The sequence below is a fragment of the Nannocystis sp. RBIL2 genome (assembly GCF_026626745.1).
Lineage (GTDB): Bacteria > Myxococcota_A > Polyangia > Nannocystales > Nannocystaceae > Nannocystis.
This window is the reverse complement of sequence record NZ_JAPNJW010000001.1, coordinates 3,240,193-3,261,775: the sequence shown is the minus strand read 5'-3', so window position 1 is coordinate 3,261,775 and position 21,583 is coordinate 3,240,193. Positions and strand designations below refer to the sequence as shown.

At 68.1% G+C, this 21,583-nt stretch carries 15 protein-coding genes and 2 pseudogenes; 6 read left to right on the top strand and 11 right to left on the bottom strand.

The window, feature by feature from the left end:
• Window positions 1-70: 70 nt before the first annotated feature.
• Entirely contained in the window at window positions 71-1,084 is a 1,014-nt protein-coding gene (locus OV090_RS12715) for a WD40 repeat domain-containing protein (protein ID WP_267703872.1), read from the bottom strand.
• Between the two features lie 341 nt (window positions 1,085-1,425).
• Here OV090_RS12715 and OV090_RS12710 point away from each other — a divergent pair.
• A pseudogene (locus tag OV090_RS12710) lies at window positions 1,426-1,782 on the top strand (AraC family transcriptional regulator); the annotation flags it as partial.
• 120 nt (window positions 1,783-1,902) lie between these two features.
• Here the strand turns inward: OV090_RS12710 and OV090_RS12705 are convergent.
• On the bottom strand, window positions 1,903-2,883 hold the full coding sequence (locus tag OV090_RS12705) for a hypothetical protein (RefSeq protein WP_267703870.1): 981 nt from the start codon (window positions 2,881-2,883) through the stop codon (window positions 1,903-1,905).
• Between the two features lie 9 nt (window positions 2,884-2,892).
• Between OV090_RS12705 and OV090_RS12700 the strand changes: the two genes are divergently transcribed.
• Both OV090_RS12700 and OV090_RS12695 read left to right on the top strand, forming a co-directional pair.
• Entirely contained in the window at window positions 2,893-4,158 is a 1,266-nt protein-coding gene (locus OV090_RS12700; RefSeq protein WP_267703869.1) for a hypothetical protein, read from the top strand.
• Between the two features lie 224 nt (window positions 4,159-4,382).
• A pseudogene (locus OV090_RS12695) lies at window positions 4,383-4,502 on the top strand (acyl-CoA dehydrogenase family protein); the annotation flags it as partial.
• Between the two features lie 70 nt (window positions 4,503-4,572).
• On the opposite strand, the gene OV090_RS12690 reads toward OV090_RS12695, so the two are convergent.
• A complete protein-coding gene (locus OV090_RS12690) occupies window positions 4,573-5,481 on the bottom strand; it encodes a LysR family transcriptional regulator (protein WP_267703578.1) in 909 nt (302 codons plus the stop codon).
• Window positions 5,482-5,582: 101 nt separating this feature from the next.
• Here OV090_RS12690 and OV090_RS12685 point away from each other — a divergent pair, with 101 nt between their 5' ends.
• Window positions 5,583-5,912, top strand: a complete 330-nt coding sequence (locus tag OV090_RS12685) for a nuclear transport factor 2 family protein (RefSeq protein WP_267703579.1) — start codon at window positions 5,583-5,585, stop codon at window positions 5,910-5,912.
• On the top strand, window positions 5,909-6,697 hold the full coding sequence (locus tag OV090_RS12680; protein ID WP_267703867.1) for an SDR family oxidoreductase: 789 nt from the start codon (window positions 5,909-5,911) through the stop codon (window positions 6,695-6,697). The genes OV090_RS12685 and OV090_RS12680 overlap by 4 nt, the downstream gene beginning before the upstream one ends.
• A 411-nt stretch (window positions 6,698-7,108) precedes the next feature.
• On the opposite strand, the gene OV090_RS12675 is transcribed toward OV090_RS12680, so the two are convergent.
• Both OV090_RS12675 and OV090_RS12670 read right to left on the bottom strand, forming a co-directional pair.
• Window positions 7,109-8,605, bottom strand: coding sequence for a tyrosine-type recombinase/integrase (locus OV090_RS12675; RefSeq protein WP_267703866.1), 1,497 nt, complete (start codon window positions 8,603-8,605; stop codon window positions 7,109-7,111).
• Window positions 8,606-8,721: 116 nt separating this feature from the next.
• A complete protein-coding gene (locus OV090_RS12670) occupies window positions 8,722-9,360 on the bottom strand; it encodes a hypothetical protein (RefSeq protein ID WP_267703865.1) in 639 nt (212 codons plus the stop codon).
• A 358-nt stretch (window positions 9,361-9,718) separates the two neighbouring features.
• Here OV090_RS12670 and OV090_RS12665 point away from each other — a divergent pair, with 358 nt between their 5' ends.
• Window positions 9,719-9,955, top strand: a complete 237-nt coding sequence (locus tag OV090_RS12665) for a hypothetical protein (RefSeq protein ID WP_267703864.1) — start codon at window positions 9,719-9,721, stop codon at window positions 9,953-9,955.
• 989 nt (window positions 9,956-10,944) lie between these two features.
• Here OV090_RS12665 and OV090_RS12660 read toward each other — a convergent pair.
• From OV090_RS12660 to OV090_RS12635, 6 genes are read right to left on the bottom strand one after another with little or no spacing between them, the layout of a single operon-like run.
• A complete protein-coding gene (locus tag OV090_RS12660; protein ID WP_267703863.1) occupies window positions 10,945-11,232 on the bottom strand; it encodes a hypothetical protein in 288 nt (95 codons plus the stop codon).
• 9 nt (window positions 11,233-11,241) lie between these two features.
• Complete coding sequence (locus tag OV090_RS12655) at window positions 11,242-11,688, bottom strand: hypothetical protein (RefSeq protein ID WP_267703862.1); 447 nt, start codon at window positions 11,686-11,688, stop codon at window positions 11,242-11,244.
• 31 nt (window positions 11,689-11,719) lie between these two features.
• The gene (locus OV090_RS12650; protein WP_267703861.1) at window positions 11,720-12,613 is read right to left on the bottom strand and encodes a peptidoglycan-binding protein; all 894 of its coding nucleotides are present in this window, start codon (window positions 12,611-12,613) and stop codon (window positions 11,720-11,722) included.
• A 1-nt stretch (window position 12,614) separates the two neighbouring features.
• Window positions 12,615-12,758 carry a hypothetical protein gene (locus tag OV090_RS12645; protein ID WP_267703860.1) on the bottom strand — a complete coding sequence of 48 codons (144 nt, stop codon included), beginning with the start codon at window positions 12,756-12,758 and terminating at the stop codon, window positions 12,615-12,617.
• The gene (locus tag OV090_RS12640) at window positions 12,755-20,392 is read right to left on the bottom strand and encodes an SNF2-related protein (protein ID WP_267703859.1); all 7,638 of its coding nucleotides are present in this window, start codon (window positions 20,390-20,392) and stop codon (window positions 12,755-12,757) included. Before OV090_RS12640 ends, OV090_RS12645 begins: the two co-directional genes overlap by 4 nt.
• Window positions 20,389-21,579 carry a hypothetical protein gene (locus tag OV090_RS12635; protein ID WP_267703858.1) on the bottom strand — a complete coding sequence of 397 codons (1,191 nt, stop codon included), beginning with the start codon at window positions 21,577-21,579 and terminating at the stop codon, window positions 20,389-20,391. The genes OV090_RS12640 and OV090_RS12635 overlap by 4 nt, the downstream gene beginning before the upstream one ends.
• Between the last annotated feature and the right edge of the window lie 4 nt (window positions 21,580-21,583).

Below are 21,583 nucleotides of genomic sequence, written 5' to 3'. Positions count from 1 at the left end.
ACGCCGTACCCGCGCGCTTGGAAGGTCGAGAAATCGCCTGCGCTTGGACCCTCCGCGATCCGTTCAGCTTCTATTGCACGGTGTCCACGGTGAGGAGCGCGCGCGTGTCCCAGAAAAAGACGTCCCCGCCGCCCTGCACCGACACCAGGAACGCGTTGTTCGGGGACCATACGACCTGCTGGACGTACTCCCCGGGGACGAAGCGCCCGAGACAGGCGCCGGTCCGGACGTCCCATATGCGTATCGTTCGGTCCTCGGCCGCGGAAGCCAGGAGAGCGCCGTTTGGCGAGAATTTCACATCGAGGACCCACCGTCGATGCGCGTCGAGGACGTGGAGCGCCCGGCCTGTGCGAGTGTCCCAGATTCTCACCGTTCCGAAGGAGCTAGCGGCCAACTTGTTTCCGTCGGGTGAATAGCTCGCGCAATGGACACGATCCGCGTGCCCATCGAGGATGAGGACGGTCTCGCCGCTCCGGGTGTCCCACACCCGCACCGTGCGATCCCACGATGAAGACGCCAGGTGAACCCCATCCGGCGAGAAGCTCACGTCGAAGGCTTCAAACTCGTGGCCCTTGAGAATGCAGAGCGGCTTCTCGGCATGACCGTCCCACAGCCACACCGTGCCGTCCTCCACCGCGGAGGCCAGGCGCGCGCCGTCCGGCGAGAACCTCACTGCGTTGACCGATGCCGTGTGGAAGAGGAGGCCCGTCTCCTCACCGTCTTCAGCGTCCCAGATACGCACCGTCCCGTCACCCGCCGCGGAGGCCAGACGGGCGCCGTCGGGCGAAACAGCGAGGTCGTTCACGGTCGTCTTGTGGCGCTCTCGACTCGCCCAGCGCCGCAACCGGTCTCGAGGTCCGAGGCATGCACGCAGCCGTCGCTGTCGCCCGTGTAGAGGGTGCGGCCGTCGGCCGACAGGGCAATGCTGCCCGAAGCGCGAGATATGCCGGGCGTGTCGGATCGCAGCGCACCGAGGCAGGCCCCCTTGGCGTCCGACAGCGGAGGCACCCACAGCGAGGCCTCGACCGGTGACACCGCCCGGCCGAGCCCAGGCGCCGGCCGGGTGCTCGATCCGCTGCAACATTTTCGGTGCGGCGCCGCGTGCTCCTAATAGCGACGGCTACCCGATGGGCCGCACGCTCAAGAGCGGGCCAGTGAGTCAATGTCCACAGGGACAGCGCGGTGGGATCATCCTCGTCTGCGAACACCAACTGGTCGCCGTCGGGCGACCACGCGACGACCAGCGCGCCCGGGAGCACCGCGAGGCGGCGCCCGGTCGTGGCGTCCCACAGGCGGACGGTGCTGGACGCGGAGGCCAGGCGCCTCCCGTCCGGCGAGAAGCGCACCGTCTTGACCGCGTGCTCGTGGTCGTCCAGCACGAGCAGTTGTTCGCCGGTTCGGAGTTCCCAGACCCGGACGGGTGGCACCCACCCCGTCGCCCGAGCGATCGCGTGGCTCCGCGAGCACTTCGAGCAGACGATGCGCGTCGACGAGCTCGCGAAGCGGATCGGGATGAGCCGCTCGGGGCTGCACTCTCACTTCCGAGCGGTAACCGGGATGAGCCCGCTCCAGTACCAAAAGACGCTCCGGCTCCACGAGGCGCGCCGGATCCTCGTCGCGGAGGACATCGACACCGCAACCGCGGGGTTTCGCGTGGGCTACAACGATCCGTCTCAGTTCACGCGCGAGTACCGCCGCCTCTTCGGCGCGCCGCCCCTTCGCGACCTGAAGAGGCTCCGCGCGGCCAGCGACGCGGGCCGAACGGCGTCGGCTCTCCCCTGACCCGGAAGGAACGGTGGCGGCCACAACCGCATAACGGCGCGATCCCCTGCGCCCCGCAGCCGTACGGCTCCGCGATCTCGCTCCGGGAGCGTCGGCGCTTGACGGTGAGGCATGCCTGGCCTAGAGAGGGCGCGCGTTCGCATGAACATCTGGAAGTGGATCGACGACCTTGAGCCCGAACTGCGAGCCGCCGGGCACCAGCGCCTGGCCGAACTGATGCGCGAGCTCCCGCGCGCGGCCGCCTCCGATCGACACGATCGCGTCGATGCCATCGCGCCCGTCGCCCTCGCGCTGGCCCGCGCCGCTCGGCTCCCGTGGGTCGAGGTCTTCGTACGCCACTGGCACCTGCAGAGTCGCGTCCTCTACCGCGCGCAGGGGGACATGGCCCTCGGGGAGGCCGTCGCGCTCGTCGACTTCTCGCACAGCGAGGCCGCCCGTGGCTGTCCCCAGGCCGTATGCACCGTGCAGGATCTCGCCGCCTGTTACGCTTGGGTCGACGGCCCGGGCTACGCGCCGGAGCGGATCGACGTCTCGCGCGAGGCCCTGAGGCGCATCGACCCGAGCTGGCCGTGCTACGCCTGCATCAGCAACGAGCTCGCCGGCGCCCTGCGCGACCAGGGTGCCTCTCAGGCGTGCATCGACTTTCTCGACGAGCAACGGCGGGTGATGGCGCCAGCTCGCCACGAGCTGCTGCCGCAGCGGATCGGCGCGCTCATCGAGCTCGGTCGCGTCGAAGAGGCGCTGGTCGCCTGTCAGGAGGCGATCGCCCATGGCCGTGGCGACGACCACACCCGCCGGGCGCGGCGGATCGACCTCGCCCGGATCTACGCCCGAATGGGTCGGACCGACGACGCGATGCGGGAAGTACCTGTCCCTGAGGACATTCTCCCGATCTCCGCCCTCTACGGGATCTACACCGACGCCGTGGTCCAACTCGTCGCCATCGGCGCGCGGCCCAACGACCGCGCCCTCGATCGGCTGCTTCAGCGCTTCATCACCCGCCTGGAGGCCCAGGGGTCGTTCGACAGGCCGTTTCAGATCGCAGCCGAGGCGGTCGAGCTCGCCTGCCGCCGCAGGTCGCCCGCGGTCGCCCGCGTCCACGTCGCCACCATGGAGCGGCTCGCCAGCAAGCTGCGTCGCCCGCTGGGCCGCCTCGACCGCCTTGCCCGCGCGCGTCTGTCCCTCGAGATAGCCGAGAGTCAGCCGATCGCCGCGCGTCCGTCGGACCCCGAGGACATCCTGCGAGTCCGCGCCGCCGCCAGCGCCGCACGCCTGGGCGACCGCGTGCTCGCCCGTCGCCACGCCGCCGCGCTCTTCGACCTTGGCTTCGCCAGCGAGTCGGCCGCGCTGCTCGAGCGCTTGCTCGCCGAACGACCCGACCTGGACGTCGCCCGCCTGCTCGAGAACGCCTACCTGGCGGCTGGCGAGTCCGACCGCCACCGCGCCCTCGGCGAGCGCCTGCTGGCCGCCGGCGACGACGCTTCGCGCCGCGTCGGGCGGTGGATCAGCGCCCGCCGTCTCGCCCGCCAGGGCGACTTCACGGGCAGCAACGAGCACCTCGTCGCGCTGGCCACCGATGAGCGCGACGCCGTCGCCGCGCGCCTGTTCCGCGCCAGCAACGCCCGCGCGCAGCGCGACTGGCCCGCGGTCTTGCGCTTGATCGACGAGGTGCTCGCGCTCGACCCCAATCTCGGCGGCGGCGGCCATCACTGGGAACGCATGCTCGCTGCCACCCTGCTTGGTGCGTGGGACAAGGTCCGCGACAGCGCCGCTCGGCTCGGTATGACGATCGCCGGCGACGCTGGCCCGATCGACGAATGCTGGGAGCTGTGCAAGATCCGCGTCGTTCACCCCGACGGCGAGCTGCAGGATCTGTGGGCCCGACGCTCGGGCCCTTGCACGGCGAAGCTGCTTCAGATCTCCTCGCTCCGGCACCCGCAGCGTTATGGCGATCGGGTCGCTTTCGATACCCTCGCCGTCGAAGACGCGCCAGGCCCGAACGAAGCCGACCCGCCCGTCATGATTTACGCCGAGCTCGCCACGCTCGCGCGCGGGGGCTGCTTCGCGTTTCGCATCGATGGTGTCCATCCCGGCGAGCCCGCGCTCGCTGGACTGCGCCGTGTCGTCGAGGCTCACCGCGGCGCGCTCCAGCTCCAGAGCGGTGCCGGCTATCGCATCGTCTCGCCCGAAGGCGCCGAGCATCCGGGGCTCTGCGCCTTTATCGTCTATCCGGCCGAAGTCGAGCTCGCGCGCGCCGCAGCGGCCCTCGACGCCTATGCCCGGACGCTGCCCGGTCCGCTCATGTGGCCCGAGCTCGCCGAAGCTGCCGGCGATGACGAGACCTGCAGTCGCCACCGCATGCTCGTGGGCGCGTAAAGCCTCGACTCCTGAGCGGCCGCCTGCAGGCCAATGGGGCAGGCCGCCGTTCACCGGCCCGGCGCCAGCAAAGTGACGCTCACCGGCACGGCCCGTCGCCGGGCACGCGCACGTTCCAGTCGGCGATCGCGGGGCCGTCGCGGCGAGCTTGATCCGCAGCTCGGGCGCGGCGCGCTCGCACGCGAGGGCGAACACCGCCCAGGTCCAGCGGGTCGAACGGTGTCGCCGCCTCCGACGTGGCGTCGATGAAGACCCGCCTGGTGCGCGACGGCAACGGCTGGCGCCTCACCGGCCAAAAGCGGTGGATCACCAACGCCGGCCACGCCAGCATCTTCACCGGCTTCGCCACGTAGCGGAACGCGATCGGCGCGCCGTGGCGCCGATACAGGTCGCGCCTTGCCGCGACGGTCCCCGTCACGCGTACTTTTTGCCGCGCCCTCTACCTTTCTTTAGAAAGTCGATCAGCACCTCAAGCTTGGGGGCGAGGTTCAGCCGGCTCGGGTAGTAGAGAAAGTAGCCCGGGATGTGCGGGCAATACCCGTCGAGCACCCGCACGAGTCGCTTCTCGGACACGAGCCCGCTCACCATGTCTTCGAAGACGTACGCGAGGCCGACGCCCTCGACGGCGGCGTCTACCAATACCGATCCATCGTTGGTCACGACGCGGCCGTCGACGGCCAGCTCCAACTCCTTGTCGCTCTCGACGAACTTCCACCGGGCGACTGCGCCCGTCGACATGCGCAGACCAATGCACTCGTGCCCGTGAAGCTCGCGCGGATGCGTGGGCTTGCCTCGGCGCGCGAAGTAGTCCCGTGAGCCGACGACCACGAGGCGCTGGTCCGGGCTAACGCGAACAGCGATCATCTCGCGATCGAGGCTGTGGCCGAGGCGTATCCCCGCGTCGAAGCCTTCGGCTACGATGTTCGACAGCGCCTCCTGGAGACAGATGTCGATTCGGATGTCGGGGTACGCGGCGAGAAAGGCCGCGAGCTTCGGCTTGATGACGTCGTTGTAGCCGGTTCGGAGCATCGTCAGGCGCAACAGACCCGACGGGCGGCCGTTCATGGCCCTGAGCGACTCGAACGCGACGTCGATGCCGTCGAATGCAGGCCTGAGCTGCGCGATGAAGTGCTCACCGGCCTCGGTCAAGCCGACGTTGCGTGTGGTTCGTTGAAGCAGGCGCACACCGACGCGCTCTTCGAGGGCGCGAACGATCTGACTCACGGCAGAGGGCGTTACCCCCAGCTCGGCGGCCGCCGCCCGGAAGCTGCGCTTTTCGGCTACGCAGAGGAGGGCCCGAAGCCCGGATAGGTCGTCACGCATTGTTTAGCCTGGCTACCTATAGCATGCACGATTCAGCGTATTTTTTTTTAGTTTGGCGAGACTAGTCTCTCCGAAGCGAACCAACGCAGAGGAGAATACTCATGGCGCCCGCACTCCCCAAACCCATCGCCGCCTATGTCGCGGCCAACGCAGAGCTCGATGTGGACGGCATGCTGAAGCCTTTCGCGGCCGATGCGGTCCTCTCGGACAACGGAAAACGTCACGAGGGCCACGCGGAGCTGCGAACCTTGTTTGAAGACGAGGTGATCGCCGTCAAGGCGATCTTCACGCCGGATGCCGTTCGCCAGGAGGACGGTCTGGTCGTGGTCGAAGGCCCTGCCCATGGCGACTTCAAGGGCAGTCCGATCCGCTTCACCTATCGCTTCACGCTCGAAAACGACGCCATCAAAGCACTGGAGATCACGACATGAACATCAAAACTGATCCCACGGAGTTCGCTGGAAAGCGTGTGCTCATCAGCGGCGGCAGCAAGGGTCTGGGCCGCGCCACCGTCGACCGCTTCCTGGCCGGGGGCGCCCGGGTGATCACCGCAGCCCGCGGAACCCTGGAGCCCATCGACGGCGTCGAGTTCGTCCGGGCGGATCTGACGACCGCCGAAGGCGGGGAGACCCTGGCCAAGGCGGCGCTCGAGCGTATGGGCGGCGTCGACATCCTCGCCCACGTGATCGGCGGCTCGGCCTCGCCGGGCGGCGGCTTTCTCGCCCTGACGGACGAGCACTGGCTTGCCGAACTGAACCTGAACCTTATGGCCACGGTCCGCCTTGATCGCCTCTTGGCTCCGCAGATGATGGAACGGGGTGCCGGCGCGATTGTGCATATCACGTCTATCCAATCGATCCTGCCGCTTCCCGAATCGACCACTGGCTACGCCGCCGCAAAGGCCGCGCTCAGGACCTACAGCAAGTCGATCTCCAAGGAGCTGGGGCCGAAGGGCGTGCGGGTCAACGCCGTCTCCCCCGGCTGGATCATGACCGAGTCGTCCGTCGACCTGCTGAAGCGTCTGCAGGCCGCCAATGGCGGCACGGTCGAGGAGGCGCGGCAAGTTGTCCTTGATGCTCTGGGCGGGATCCCGATCGGGCGTGCGGCCGAGCCCGACGAGGTTGCCGATCTCATTGCCTACTTGGCCTCGGATCGCGCCGCCGCGATCCACGGCGCCGAGTTCATCATCGACGGCGGCACCGTCCGGACCGTCTGAGGTCATCGCCCCGACGTTTGCACCTAGTGGCAGACGTCGGAAGGCGGCGGGTCGCCCTGTTCCCCGACGCGTGGGAGCGGTTCCTCGCCCCGATCCCGGCGGCCGAGCAGCCTCGCGTTCGCCCGCATCGAGGCTTCCAGACTCCGGAGGCGCTGGAGCACACAGGCGGCCGCGTGGCGCAGAGAGCGCCGGTCAAGACGATTACCCGAAATCGTCCGGGTTTTGGGGCAGATTTGTGGCAACCAGAGGCACCCAGAGGCAACCCGTGGCAAGTCGCCCATCTCGCCAAAGCCCCTCCGGGTGGAGATCCGCGGCGTTTTGGCAGCGGAGGGGCTTTTGGCGAGGATGGGTCAGAACTTGTTCCACAGCTGGTGGGCATCTCCTTGCCGGCGAGGAGATACCGCCCTTTGGCTATGACTTAACGATTCTCAACACGGACTTAACAGGCCCCGGGACAGGCGCGGGATCGGGCTCCGGATCGTCGAGCCGGGCGATGCCCGCGCGCATGGCCTTGGCGGCGTTGCGGACGTGCATGTAGCCCTCGGTGGTGCTGGCGTGCTTGTGGCGCGCCAAGAGCTGGAGCTCGTTGAGGGTCGCCCCCTTCTCCAGGAGGAGCGTGATGAAGGTGTGCTTCCCCTTGTGGAAGCCCCTCCACTCGACCCCGGCCTTGGCGGCCAGGGCGCGCATGTAGTTGCGGAACGCGCTCTCGGACATCCAGGCGTTCCGCTCGCCCTGGAAGACGTGGTCGGTCAGCTTCCGATCCCCCCTCGCCTTCACCAGCTCAGCCTTGAGCCGTGCCCGCATGGGCACGGAGACGGCCTTCTTCCCTTTCGTACACTTCAGCCCGCTCCGGTGGGCCGAGTGCTTGACGTGGATCTCGTTGTTCTTGAGATCGACATCGCACCAGCGCAGCGCGAGCATCTCGTTCCGCCTCAGCCCGGCGTCCAGGCTGAGCAGGAGGGCGAGGGTTCCGACCTCATCCCCCTCCGCGGCTGCGAGAAGCAGTCGCATCTCTTCGTCCGTGTAGGGGTCCTTCTCCGCGGCGCTCGGGATCTTCAGGCGGCCAATCTTCGGCACCGCGGCGAGCTTCTCCTTCTCGACCGCGTAGCTGAGGATCCCCTGCAGCTTGGCGATGATGTGATTGCACGTCGATGCGGCATGCCGCTTCTGCAGCTCTTCGCGGTAATCCAGGATTCGCGTCTTGGTGATGAGACCGATCGGCATCTCGCCGAACTTGGGCATCAGGTGGCAGTGCCAGATGCTCTTCCATGCATCCCGGGTCGTCGGCTCTTGGTGCCGGATTACCCGATCTTCCATTTGCACGAACATGTCGGCGAGCGTGAGTGCCTTCGTGGTCTCGGGCTCGGGCTCAGCCTTTCGCTGGGGCTGGGGCTGGGGCTTGGCCTTGGGCTGGGGCCTGGTTTCTCCTTCTGCCTCCTTCCTCATCGTCTTGCCGACGATCTCGGCAAGAAACCGCTCCGCGTTCTGGTCCGCCCACTCCTTGGCGGACTCCAAGGTGTAGCCTGCCGGAGCCGTCTTCTGGATCCGGAGGGGACGATCTTTGGAGCTGCGGGGGTCTTTGCAGTCGAACATCATGTCGACTTGGACGCGTTGGGGGTTATGCGGTGCTGGTCTGGTATTGACCTTCACGAGTTCGGCCTTCGGGTGCGAAGGCCGTTGCTGTGTCGCCACCAGCAAGCCCACCAGATCTTCGTGCGTCCAGCAACGCCTACCGGCGATAATCCTGCCGGCAGGGAAGGTGCCCCGCTCCAGGGCATTTCGCAGGGCTTTTGGGGTGCGGCCGAAGAAGGATGCGATCTGGGGCACGTAGGAGACAGGCGGGAGCGCCGCCTGGAGGAGCTTTAGAGCCGCCTCACGCGATCCGGCTGTCGTGTTGATCCCCGCCATCCGCGCACCATCGCGCTCGTCGCGCATCCCCTGAGATCGCCCACGCCGTCCATCTGGCGGCATGTCTGGTCCTTCCGCAGCGCCGCGCGAGTACGACGAGCAGGACCATCACGCCCTCACCGAGTTGACCGGAAAACGACGATACCGCCGATGACGACGGCGCCGAGGCTGAGAACGCCTACGCCGATCATCAACGCCTTGCCGATGCCCTGGCCGACAGCGCCCACGCCCTCGCCGAGGCCCTTGCCGATGTGCTCGACGGCACCGAACACGTGCTCGCTCGCGGCTCTGCCGGCTTCGCCGAGCGCCTCCAGGCGCGTGTCGAGCCAGGCCCGCCAGCTCTTGGCATCGGCGGCGACGGCGAGGTCGAGCGCGTCGACTTTTTCGACCCAGGCGGCGACGGGGTAGCTGCGGGCGATGAGACTCGGGACCAGCGGATCGGCGCCGAGGAGCAGCTCGCCGCGTAGGCCCCATTCGCGGGGCGCCGCCATGATGAAGTTGAGGACCTCGAGCTTGCGCGTGTGCGTGAGGAGCTCGTCGATGAAGACGTTGATCTCGCCGCGGAGCGTGCGTGACCCGTACTCGTCGGCAGCGGCCTCGGTCGCGCCGTGCTTGATCGCCGTCTCGCGGCTCTCCTTGTGCTTCGCCTGGAGAAGCTGCCAAAGCTTGAGGCGATCGGCGCGGTAGTTCTTGGTCTGCGAGCTCGTCTCCATTTCCAGGAGACCCGGCGGATCTTGGGTCGTCGGTTGTGCCATGACGCGTATCTTCCGGGGGTGCCCCCATGGGATTTAGCAATGCAGCGGCAGCAGCGCCGTCGATCGAACGGCGCCGAGTCACGCCTCGAACCCAATGGTCTCAAAACATTCTATGTGCAGGTTCGCTCGGGGGTGAGCCGCGGGCGTCGCCAGAGGAGGTGTCGATGTTCGCTCTCTTCGTGCTTTGATCGGGACGGGTGAGTCTGACGACTGCATGGCTATCTGACTCTTCCGACACGTTCGGCGGTGACTCGGGGCGACGTTGTGGCGCCTCGGGGCCCGGCTGAGAGCGTGGCGGTCCTGAGATTTTTTGGCGGAAGAGGTCGTGTAGGCCGCACAGTGCGGCCTGAAGGATTCGGTGCTGCTCTGCGGCGCTCTGCGCGATCTGCTCTTCCAAACGGGTCGCATCGTCTCGTATCGTCACCTGTACGACGTCGACCAGGCGGCGGAGCTCGGCGCGGTGGTCGGAGTGGATGCGCTGGAGCTCGGCGCGGTGCCCGTCCTGGATACGCTGAAGCTCGGCGCGATGCTCGGATTGCAGGCGCTGGTGTGCGGCGCGGTGCTCGGCCTGGAGGTCATGGAGGATGGCGTGTAGCGATTCGAGCAGGGCAGCTACCTGCTCGGCCGGGTGGGCCCCGACGCCAGGCGGCACCTCAGCGTGCTGGCGGCCGGGCTCTGACGTAGGCGCCGGCGCCGAGGCTGCCCTCAAGAGCGAGGTCCTGAGCCCGTCCCGCTGCGCGATGAGGACGTCGATGTGCGCACTCAGCATCTCGAGCTGGCGCTCTCCGTTCGTGTCGCCGCCGGATCGCGGCGCGTCGGCGAGTGAAACGGCGGCTCCACCGGCGCGAGGGGCACCGACAGGGCTCGGGGCAGCCGACCCGAAGGACAAAGCTCCAGCGCTCCAGGTAGGTGCAGCTCCATTGACGGCCAGCGTGGGGGTCGACGGGAGCTCCGGGGTTGCGTGGCCAGCGAAGGGCCCGAGGAGCGGTCCGCCATTCGAGTTTCCGGGTGAATGCTGGAATTGCGCCGCGACCGGCGCCGCGGCTATGGACGGACCTGGCTGCCCCACGAGCTGAGCGCCGGGTGAATGCGCGGGATGCGGTTGGACGGGGGCGGTCGGGACGAACGAAGGCGGTGGAGCGAAGGGGTACCCCTGCGCTTGCCCCTGTGCAGGTGTTCTTCCGGCTTGACTGGCAGCTTGAGGTTGCACGAAGACCGGTGCGATGAATCCGAATGGCGGCGCCATCTGCGGCGTGACCGGCTGCTGCGCGGGCACAGGCGCTGCTGGGCCGGGGTGGACCCCGAAGGGAGGCGACTGCATTGGCCAGGAATGTGGCGCGCCGACGAAACCTGGCGCACTGCCAGCGTGCGGGGCCTGAGGTGGCACAACCGGAGTCTGGCCCGAGAGCAACGCGGCGATCTGCGGCCCGTAGGGCCCGCTGAGTAGGGCTGTCAGGTCCGCGCCAGCGGCGGGCGCCGGGCTCGTGGGCGATTCCTGGCGTCGCGCGGGCCGTCGAGCGGCGGCCAGCATGTGGAGGATGTTCTGCACCGAGGACGAGGGTGTCTGTTGGGACATGTCTTCTCCTACATTCGAGCGTGCCGGGCACCGCGCAAGCCGAGGGTGTTCTGCTCCGCGACGACGGTATACGTGCCGGGGTTGACGACAAGGATTGGGGCGCGGGGCGTGGCGACGAGCTTGAAAGTCGCCGGCTCCCCCGCGCGCTGACGGGTGATGAGGATCTGCCCGCGGACGACGATGAACGCGAGCGCCTCGCCCGGTTCGATGACCTCGACGCAGTGCTCGCCGCGCACCATGACCAGGGCGCCGAGGTTGTAGCGACCGCCGCGGACATTGGTGAGGCCGAAGTGCATGGTCGTCCTTCAGGAGAGGCCGTCGGCCGAAGTCGATCCCGTCACGGGGGCGCGCGAACCGTCGCGGTGCGAGTCGGCAGGGCGCTCCGCCGGCGTGGCCTCTTCGTCCGCGCACGAGCTCGTCGCCCCTCGGGTTCCGACCCCCGGCTTCGCGTGGGCGACCGGGCCCGCAGCGCGCATGAGGCTCTGCATCAGGCTGGCCTCGACCTGGACGCCGTCGCGCATGTGCTGGAGCAGCGCTTGCCGCACCGCCGCAGGGTCGACGTCGCTCGCCAGCGCGAGCTGAGCCGTGCGCAGGATGTTCGAGAACGAGGTGAGCTTCGTGAGTGCGAGGCCGAACCAGAGGTCGAGCGGATGCTCCACCTGCGGCGCCGGGGCCGCCTTATCGCGGAGGTCCTTGAGCTCTCGAATGGTGGTTCGCAGGGTATGAATGATGTCGTCGATCTGGAGATCCATTTCGATTCCTTCCTTGCGCCGCGTATGCGGCTCATCTTGACTGAGAACTACTCATAATGAACGCCGCGGCGACACCCGCGAGCGTGAGGCCGGCGACCACGCCACCGATGATCTTGAGCGAAACGAAGAGGTCCGTCGATTTCGAGGGCGAGCCCTCAGCGACAGATTCGCTGTTGCAGTCCTCCAACGAACCGCATGGGGGCTGGGCCTGCAGCGCGCTCTGGATCGCATCCTCGGTCTCAGGGCCCCATTTACCGTCGACGCCGATCTTGAGAGCCGTCTGCGCGGCCTTGAGGGCCTCGACCGCCGCGGGGCCCCAAGCGGCGCCGACGTCGCCCTTGTAGAAGCCGAGGTCGGCGAGCGCCTGGAGGCGCTGACGTGTCTGGAGCAGCGACATGTTGTCGCCGACCATTCGCTCGATGTAGTTCGTGGGATTCAGCAGACCGGTCGGCGGCGGATCGTCCTTCCACCAGCGCGAGTTCGCGGTGCGGGCCGGCTCGGCCTTGTACGCCTCAAGGTGCAGCATGCCGTAGCCGCCCGCAATCCGTCCCAGCTTGTCACCCTTCTTGACACGCTGCCCGTGGACGACGCCGAATTCTTTGTGCGACCCGGCGATGACGCCACCGAGCACGAGGAAGAGGCCCGAGTCCGTGCGCAAGAAGACGGCGCGAGTGCCATCGGTCCAGCCCTTGTCGAGCCCGGCGATCATGCCGTCCTCGGGCGCGATCACGAGGGCGCCGTTCTGCGCGTTCGTGAGGTCGACGCCGGCGTGCCACCGCTCGCAGGTCTGCGTGGTGCAGCCGAAGGGACGACCGCCGCCGAGACTCCACGTGGCGAATTTGGGTGTTACGGTCGGCAGCGGCCACGCGGGCTTGTCGGCCCCGCCGGCCATCGGGATCTTCTCCCAGTCAGGTGAGCGGGCCATGTCAGCGCCTCCTCGTGCCGGCGAGCATGCCGCGTTGCAGGTCGAACCTCAGCGTCGTAGCCGACTGCTCATGGAGGCGCCGTTGCTCACTCCGTGGATGATCGAGACGCTCCTGCGTCCGCTGCACGAACTCTTCATCGGTCATGGTCTCACCTCCACTTCGCCGCCCTCGATCGCGGCCCTGTCCTCGGACGAGACGGGCAGGTGCGGCGACGTCACGGTGATGTCGATCTGGCCCTCGCCGCAGCTCCGGGCGATCTCGGCCGCGGCGGCGCTGATCCGCCGCAGCGCCTCGTGCATCCGCCTAACCGCGTCCACGGTGCGGCCCTCCATGAGCCGGCGCCGGGCTGTGTCGTAGTACGCCTTCGCCTGCTCGAAGGCCGAGCTCGCCCGGCTCTTGACGTCGCCCTGGCACAGCGGCGCGTCGAGCATCGCCGCCGTCCAGTAGAGCAGCACGCGGACGTCCTGGAGGGTCTTCGGCGCGTGGACGAGGTTGCGGTGGAAAGCCCGGACTCGCTTGTACACCTCCTCCAGCGCGCGCTCGCTGCGGCCGCGAAGATGCACGAGGACACCCGGGAGTAGATCGCCCTTCACGTCCCAGACCGTGACCCTGCCCTGTTCGTCTGGCAGTTGGCGGACTGCGTCCTTGAGTCGATGCCGGCGCAACGAGTACACGTCGCCCTCTTGCACCCTCTCGAGGATTGTCTCGTGATTGCTGATGTCGAAGATTGCCTCGTCGGGCACGCGCAGGACGCCGTCGACCTCGTCGACCTCGACGACCTTGAATGCATCGAGAAGGCTGTCCCATAGCTCTTGCATGAGCCGCTGCACGGGGATCGCCTCGACCCGCGAGCGCGCGACGACCTCGCCAGCTTCCATCAAGTCTTGCGACTCGAGCCAGTTCTGCAGTTCCTCGGCGCTGAGCCCCGAGGGGCCCGCGAGCTCGTGCAACGCGCGGGCGATCTCCTGGTAGCCGTCCGTGCGGCCGAGGCTCTTGCTTGTCTCGGGTCGTGCCCCGAGCGCCATGGTGCGCCGCTCCATGAGCGCGATGAGGTCCTGGAGCGGCGAAGGCGGCGGCGCGGGCTTGTCGTCGTCCTTGTCGTCCCCCTCATCGTCCTGTTCGGCCGCGTAGGCGGCCCAGAGCGCGCGCTCGACCCGCTCGAGGATCGTGTCCTGCTCCGCGGAGGCCAGCCGATCATCGAGCCAGCGGACCTCGTCCACGTTCAGATCGAGCACGTCGATCGCCGCGACCGCATCATCAGGCCCCGCGCCCTCCGGGTACACGGCGAGGACATACCCATTCGGCCGACCACGAAGCGGTGAGAGGCGCCAGCGCGGCTCCGCGTTGAATGCGTCGAGCACGACGTCGATGCCCGGCTGGCGAGGGCGCGCGGGCTGCCGGATTGCGCTGCGGCCACCCGCCTTACCGTTCGGCCCCTTCAGCTTCTCGACAGCTTTGCGGGCGCGCTCGACGATCGGCTGGTAGCTCTTGCCGCTGGCGATCGCCTCGTCTACCTGGCGGAGGTACTTGACGTGTTGTGTGACCGGTAGGCCCAACGCCCTGATCGCGGTGCGCGCCTCCTCGTGCACTTGATCGGGGTCGCTCCTGGGAGACGATCTGGCGGTCGTCGCCGCATCTGCGCGGGGGGGGGTCTCCTCGGGCTCAGGAGGTTGGGGCGCCGGCGTCTGATCGGACGACTCCACGCCGATGGCACGGGCACGGCGCCAGATCGACAGTATGGTCTTATCGTCGAGCGGCGAGCCTGCCTTTCGCTCCTCGCGCATGATTGCTTGTACGGCTTGCCCCACGTTGCCCAGGTCGCGCTCGATCCGCGCCTTTGCCTCGGCGTCGAGCTCTGGCGCGAAGAACACCTTGCCACCGCGCGCGGCCAGGACCTTCCTGTCCCGGGCGATGATGTTGAACGTTTGCTCGGTGCCGCCTTCGAGGACGACGCGGTAGCCGCGACGTCGGAGGATACTGGCTTCTGCGCGGAGGAGGGTGATCCGCTCTACCGTCTGCTCGGCCTGCGCCATCTGCTTCTGGCGATCGGCCTTGCTCGCGCGGCCCATGACGAGGGCGTCGTTCATCGCGGCGCGCTGAAGAAACAGGTTATCGACCACGCGCTGGTCAACGTCTTCGGGCGGCTCGGGGTCGTCCTCGCTGTCATCGTCGTGGTCGGCGGCGAGGAGTATCTGTAGCCTCTCGAGCTTCTCGCTCGAGAGCAGGCCCGAGGCGCCCGCCGCCTCACCAGCGCCCTGACGTGGCTTGTCGCTCGTGGAGTAGGTGGCGGCGAATGCCTGCTCGCTGAGCGAGCGGCGGAACGACTCGTCGTCGGCGTAGCGGCGGTAGAGCTGGCCGTGCGCCTCGTGGTCCTCGCTGAAGAGAGCCAGCATCACCCGGCCGAGCGCCCTGTCGTGCTCGATGCGGGCGTTCTGCTCGTCGGAGTTCTCGCGTGCGTTGCGGTACCCGGCATCGTCCAGCAGCCGCGGCACGATGAGCTGCCGCAGGAGGTTGCGCTCCTTCGACAGCAGGTCTTGCGGGACCTTGCGGCCCCACCAGGCGAGGCCGATGTCCTTGAGGACAGTGAAGTTCTCGCCGCTCGACGGGGCGAGCTCGAGGAAGCGTTGCCAGCCGGCGCGCGTCGGTGGGAGCAGCGAGCCCTCGCGGAGCGCCTCGCCTGTCGCAAGGACCAGCTTGCCATCCAGCACGATGGGCGCCTTCTCCCGCGCGTAGGCGCCTGCCATCTTGTCGGCGATGGTGTCGGCGAAGCGCGGCCACCAGCGGTCGAGCCAGGCGTCAGCGGCGCCGCGCCAGCCGAGGTTCTCGAACTTGCCGTAGCGGAGCGACGACTCGATCTTCTTCTCGATGGCCTCACCCGTCGTCACGTCGTCGTCCGCGGGCCACGCGGGGCTGCCCTCGCGGGGGAAGTGCTCGGGCTGGAGCGGCGCGCCCCCGAGGAGGCCGTCCTTGTACGCGATGACCTGCCAGCTCGGCGAGCCCGCTGCGCGGAGACCGATGGTGTCGCCGTGCTCGTCGCTCGTCACGCGCCCGAACTCGAGGTGCTCGAACTGGTCGGTGTGGCCGGCGCGTGGCTTGACGATCCGCAGGCCCTCGTAGACTGGCGCGCCGCCGTTCTCGGGGATCAGGACGTCCTTGTCGCGGACGGCGTACATCCACGGCGCCCACGGCCATGCCTCGGGGTCCATGCGCTCGAGGTCGGCGAGGCGCTGCTCACCCTCCTCGCGCAGCTTGGCCGCTCGCTCCGGATCCGTGGAGCGGCGCGCGTCGGCGAAGCGGCCCGCTGCCTGGCGGAGCAGGCGCGCGGACTCCTTGGCGATCTTCGCGCGGGCCTCGGTGATCTGCCGCGTCTTCTTGTCCTCGAGGAGCTTCTTGGTCTTGGCCTTGTCGCGCGAGATCATCAGCAGGATGTCCTCGGGCGTGAGCTGCTGCTGCGCGGCGGGATTGTTGGTGTCGCGCGCCTGAGTCTTGATCAGGTCCGCGAGCCAGGTCGCCTTGCCGTCGATGAGGCTGAAGCGGTAGCCGTCCGTCGAACCGTCGGCGAAGTAGTAGAATATCTGCACGGTGCCGAGGGTGTTGCCCTGGCGGACGGCCCGACCGTTGCGTTGCTCGAGATCTGCGGGCGTCCACGGCAGGTCGAGGTGGTGGATCGTGCAGGTCCGAACTTGCAGGTCGACGCCCTCGTAGGCGACCGAGTTGGCGATGATGACGTCGTACTTCGGTGCCGTCTTGCTGTCGGTCGGCCGGGTGCAGGTACCCGGTGCCGGTGCTTCGGAAGCCAAGCCGTTGAACTCGCGGGCGATCCGGATCCGGTCGGCCGGCGCGGTCTCTTCGGCGTTGAGGATGGCGATTCGTTCGCGCGGCACTCCGTGGCTGACGAGGACCTCGCGCATCCACAAATGCACCGTGGTCGGCTCGCAGAAGATGATGTGCCCGCAGTGCGCGCTCGCGGCCACTCGCTTGGCGCACTCGACCAGCTTGGGGCTCTCGTAGGCCGGCTTCGGGAGGCGGAGCTCGACAAGCTCGACGCTGCCGTCGGCGTTCGTGACCTTCTTCCTGACGATGCCGCCCTCGAGCGCGGTCGCGTAGGAGTAGCCGTCCTCGAGCGAGGCGTGGAGCGCGACCAGCGATAGGCGCGCGAGCAGGCCCAGGATGATGTTGCTCGGACCGTCCGGGCTCGGGTTCTCGAGGATGTGCTCGATCTGCGCGACGTACTTGCGGTAGCGCCGCTCCTGCTCCTCGTCCATGGCGATCGTGAGCGTCTCGACTACCGCCTTCGGGAGCTCGAGGTTGACCTCGGCGGCGGTGCGGAACTCACCGTAGGTGAAAATGATCGTGCGCAGGTCGTCGAGGTTCTTGAAGCCAGTAACCGCCGGTTTCATCGTCACGTCAAAGGCGGAGTCGAGGACCTCGCGATATTCGATCCGCAAGAATCGATCGATGAACTGCTCGGGATCGTGGATGCCGGCGCTGGTGAAGGCGGTCGGGTCGATGAACTGGATCAGGTTGTAGAACTCCAGCGGCGAGTTCTTCGCCGGCGTGGCGGTCAGGAGCACGATGCCGGCGCCACCGGTGCTCTTGCGCACCGCTGCGGCGCGGAAGTCGACCTGCCAGGCACGATCGCTGCCCTCGCCGCCGCCTCCCATGAACTTCGGCACGCCGTCCTCGCGAGCCTGCGGCATGTGGAGGTTCTTGAAGGCCGCAGCCTCGTCGATGACGAGCATGTCGATGCCGAGCTCGTCCCAGGCGACGCCGGGATCGTATTCGTAGCCCTCGGGCAAGGTGAGGATCTCGCGGACCCACGCGCGGACACCGTGCTCGAGCAGCGCCCGCTCGCGCTCGCTCATCTTGTCGCGGCCCTTGCGGCTCTCGGCCTTCTCCTCGAGGTTGCGTTTGCGCAGCCCGATGGCCCGCTCGACCGACTCGACCTTGCTGATGTAGTCGAGGACGGCATTCTCGTTCATCCGCGTGCGCGCGAGCGCGTCGAAGCTGAGGATGACCACGTCGACCTGGCCGCTCTGCAGCGCGATCCACTTGGCGGCGCGCTCCTGCGGCGTATCGGTCTCCGAGGTGAGGACGTCCTTGCGACGACCGCGGGAGATCCGCTTGCGCTTCGAGCCGATCACTGCGACGCGGTAGTCCGGCAAGGTGCAGAGGATGTCGTCGTGCCATTTCCAGACGAGCGAGCCCGGGACGAGGATGACGGGCCTTCGGACCCAGCCCTCCTGGCGAGCGCGGGCGATGATCGCCAGCGCGGTGTAGGTCTTGCCCACGCCGACGTCGAAGGCGACGAGGCCGCCACGCGCGGCGAGGACGCGACGTGCGCCGGTGATCTGGTGGGCCTTCAGCTTGGGCGCCTGGGCGCCCCAGCGGGCGATCTCGAGCGGCTCCGGGGTGAAGGTCGGGACGATGCGGCCGCGCGTGGCCCGGTTGTAGGCGTGGACGAATCGGTCCTTGCGGGCGTCGTCGGCGGCGAGCCAGTCGCGGAACGACTTGGCCCACTGATTGGCCAGCTCCATGCGCCGCTCGGCGAGGCGTTTCTTGTTCTCCTGGCGCTCTTCCTTGCTCGGCGGGGGGTCGTTGCGATCCCGCTTCTCCCGCGGCGGCTGAAAGAGAGAGGGGTCGTGGTTGTAGTAGCCGAGGAAGGCGAGCGTGTCCGGGGAGAGCCCGACCGTGTTCTTGCTGTCGACATAGTCGACGCCGACCGCCTGGACGAAGCCGCCCTGGCGCTCGAGTCGCACGGGCCCGTACTTGCTGTTCAGGGTCGCCGAGAGCCAGCCTGCGAGGAGTTCGAGGTCGTCATAGACGTTCTGCGGGTTGATGTCCTGGATGTCCTCGAAGACAGCAGGCTTGATGGCGTCGAGGAGTCGGCGGGCCTGGATCTTGGCCTGCTCGTCGCCTCGCACGGCGCGGGCCGCGGCGCGGTCGTACCTGTCCCAAAGCTGATTGCCGGTGAGGTAGGCGTCCTTGGGCAGGAGCTGATCCCAGCCGTCGCCCTCGAGGTTCCACTCGGCGGAGAGCAAGGCGTCGACGATCTCGACGCGACCGAGTTCGCCGCCGACCTGCTTGTGGAACGCCTCGAGCTTGCCGACAGAGAGGGCGCGGTGCTGCCGGAAGAGCTGCTCGGCCTGCGCGATGACGTCGTCGGGGCGGCCGGTGTACTTCCGCTCGATCTCGGGCGGGGCCTTGAGAGCCGCGACGATCTCGCCTGTCTTGGTGAAAGCGCCGAGGATCTGCTGGGCCGCGACGAGCTCGCGCTTGTCGGCGAGCTCGCGCAGGAGCTTGTGGCGCCAGGGGTTGCCGAAGGAGCCCGTGAAAGACTCCAGCGCCGCGTGGAGCTCGGGCCAGAGCTGGGCGGCGCGCTCGGCCTCGTCAGCGCCGAGAGCCGCGAGGTAGCGGCCGACGCGACGGCCGAGGAGGAGCGCGCCGCGCACGTCCTCGCCGATGTCGTCCGGCAGACCTTCTTCGGCGCGCGCGAGCGCCTGGTACTGGGGAGCTTCACGGCGGACGATCGGGCCGAGCACGCAGGCGGTGCAGAGCGGGCGCTCGGTGACCTGCGGGAGGCCGGCGAAGTCGCCGATCACCTGGTAACGCCAGGACGTCGCCGTGCCGGCCTCGTCGTCTCCGGAGAAGCTGCCCTGCTCGACGCCGAGGAGGTGCTGCGGGAACTCGACGAAGTAGTTGCCGTCGAGGATGAACTGGTCGTCGGTGTCGACCTCGGCGAGCTCACCGCCGCGGCTGCGCCAGAACAGAATGTCCATGACGACATTCGCGCCGGGGACGAATTCGCGGCGGTCCTTGGTGTGGCTCGGGAGCCGGTAGGCACCGGCGAGGTGGTGGCGGCGCAGGAGCTTCTCGCGGATCGCCCGGTTGCTGACGCCGCTCAGGAAGCCCGCGGGGACGAGGAAGACGCCGAGACCCCCAGGGACGAGGAGATCGAGGGCCCGGCGCATGAAGTAGGTGTAGGCCGTCTTCTCGCGGTAGAAGGCGTCCGTGTCCTCGAGCGCGAACTCGCCGCGGTCGCCGTAGGGCGGGTTCGAGAGGATCAGGTTGATCGTGCCGGTGTGACGTGCACCGTGGAGACGGATCCACCGCTCGAATGGCATGTGAAAGTGGGTCGCCGCCGGGTAGGTCGCTTCGAGCATGCGCGACGAGACCTGCGAGAACTCTACGGTCGTCCATTGCACGCGCTTGACTTCGGCGGTGGGGAAGATGCAGCGCGGCGGGCCCATCGCGCGAACGAGGCGGCCGATGCCGGCGCTCGGCTCGAGCGCGCGGACGGTGCCGTCGTTGCCGGCGAGCTGCGCGAGCAAGGGGCAGACGACCTCCGCGATCGCCTCGGCGACGACGGTCGGCGTGTAATACTCGTGGATCAGGCCGAAGGTCTCAGGGACCAGATCCTTGGGGAACTTGTCGTGGTTGTCCTTGATGGACAGGCCGCCCCATCCGGAGTACGCGAGGACGGCGCGCCGCTCGTCCGCGGTCATCTCGGTCGGCGACCGGTTGGCGACGACGCGCATCGCCTCGAGGTTGGCGCGAGTGCGCTGTGACCGAGTCCAGAGATCCGGCGGGAGCTCGTGCGAGCTCGCGGCGGCCTTCTTCTGCGCGCGCCGCTCGAGCCACTCGCCGAGCATGGCCTCGAGCGCGCTTCGGTTCCTGCGTACGAACCCGTCGAAGTATCGGGGCGAGACGTTGGGCGGCAACATCCTGCGCCAGACGGGGAGCAGTTTGTCGAGGAAGTCGGCTGCATGGGCGGTCATGGGGACTCCTTCGGGCTGCCGAGCCGGATACCGGGCTCAGAGAGGAGCGCTTCGACGACGTCGAGGATGGCGTCGGTGTCGCGGGCGGTGACCCGCAGCTCGAGGACGCGGATTGCCGCGAGTACGGCGCGCTCCAGGCGGAGGAAGAAGAGATCGGTGAGCGGCTCGACCTTGTTCGAGGCGAGGATCTGCGCCACCGCCGCGGCAAGCCTGTCGAGGCTCGCACGGGTCAGTTGTTCGAGATCGTGCTGCTCGTACAGGACCTTGGCGATCAGATGCTCCTGGTCGGCGACAGGCGGAAGAATCCGCGAGCGCTGCCAGGTCCGGCAGGCAGGGCAACGAAGGTTGGTGCCGAGCGCATACGGGCAGATCTCGCAGGTGCCGGTCTCGGCGTCCGCGGCGACCTCGGTAGCAGCCTCCCACGCGAATGCGCCCGGGCTGCGGCGCGAAGGCGAAATCGGATGCACGAGGGCGCCTCGGGACGCCTGGGCGGCGAGAGACGCTGCGCGACGCACAAGGTCCTCAAGCAGGTGCGCCCGACGCCGATCGAGCATGGCGGACCACCGAATCGTCGGGCGGCGCTCATGCAGCAGGACATGCGCGAGCATGGTGCCCGGAGCGAAGTCCGGAAAGTGCATGACTTCGCGGATGCAATCGTGAAAGCGTCCCGCGGCCCATTCAGGTGCTACGACACCCTCGTACGGCACATGGATAGAGAGCGTACTCGTGCCATCTTGATGCGCGAGGAGAGTGCCGAGGCTCTCGCTCATGATGAGACGCATGACGTGACCGAGCACGTCGTGCTGGTCGCCACCCGCGGGGGTCTTTCCGCAGGGGCAAGCGTCTCCGCGGCTGCACGAGTTGCAGCCGCAATCCTCCTTGCTCGCGCGGCTGTCAGTCGTCGTGAGCACCCCGACTTTGCCGGAGCGAGCGGCCATGGCGACCAGTTTTCCGTCCGCCGGCCCTTTTCCGCAGAAGAAGGCCGGACCGCTCTGCTGCGGAAAGGCGCGCTGTACGGGCCGGCAGTGAAGGGCCGCCTGCCCAGCGCTCGTGATTTGATAGCCGTCCCCGGAGTCCCACACCACGATACCGGCCTCGCGCGAGGCGTTGCGGATGAACTGGGCATCCACAAACCACTCATCGCCGGCTTGATAGTAATGGCCCTTCTGGTCGTTGGTGGTCATCATCGGC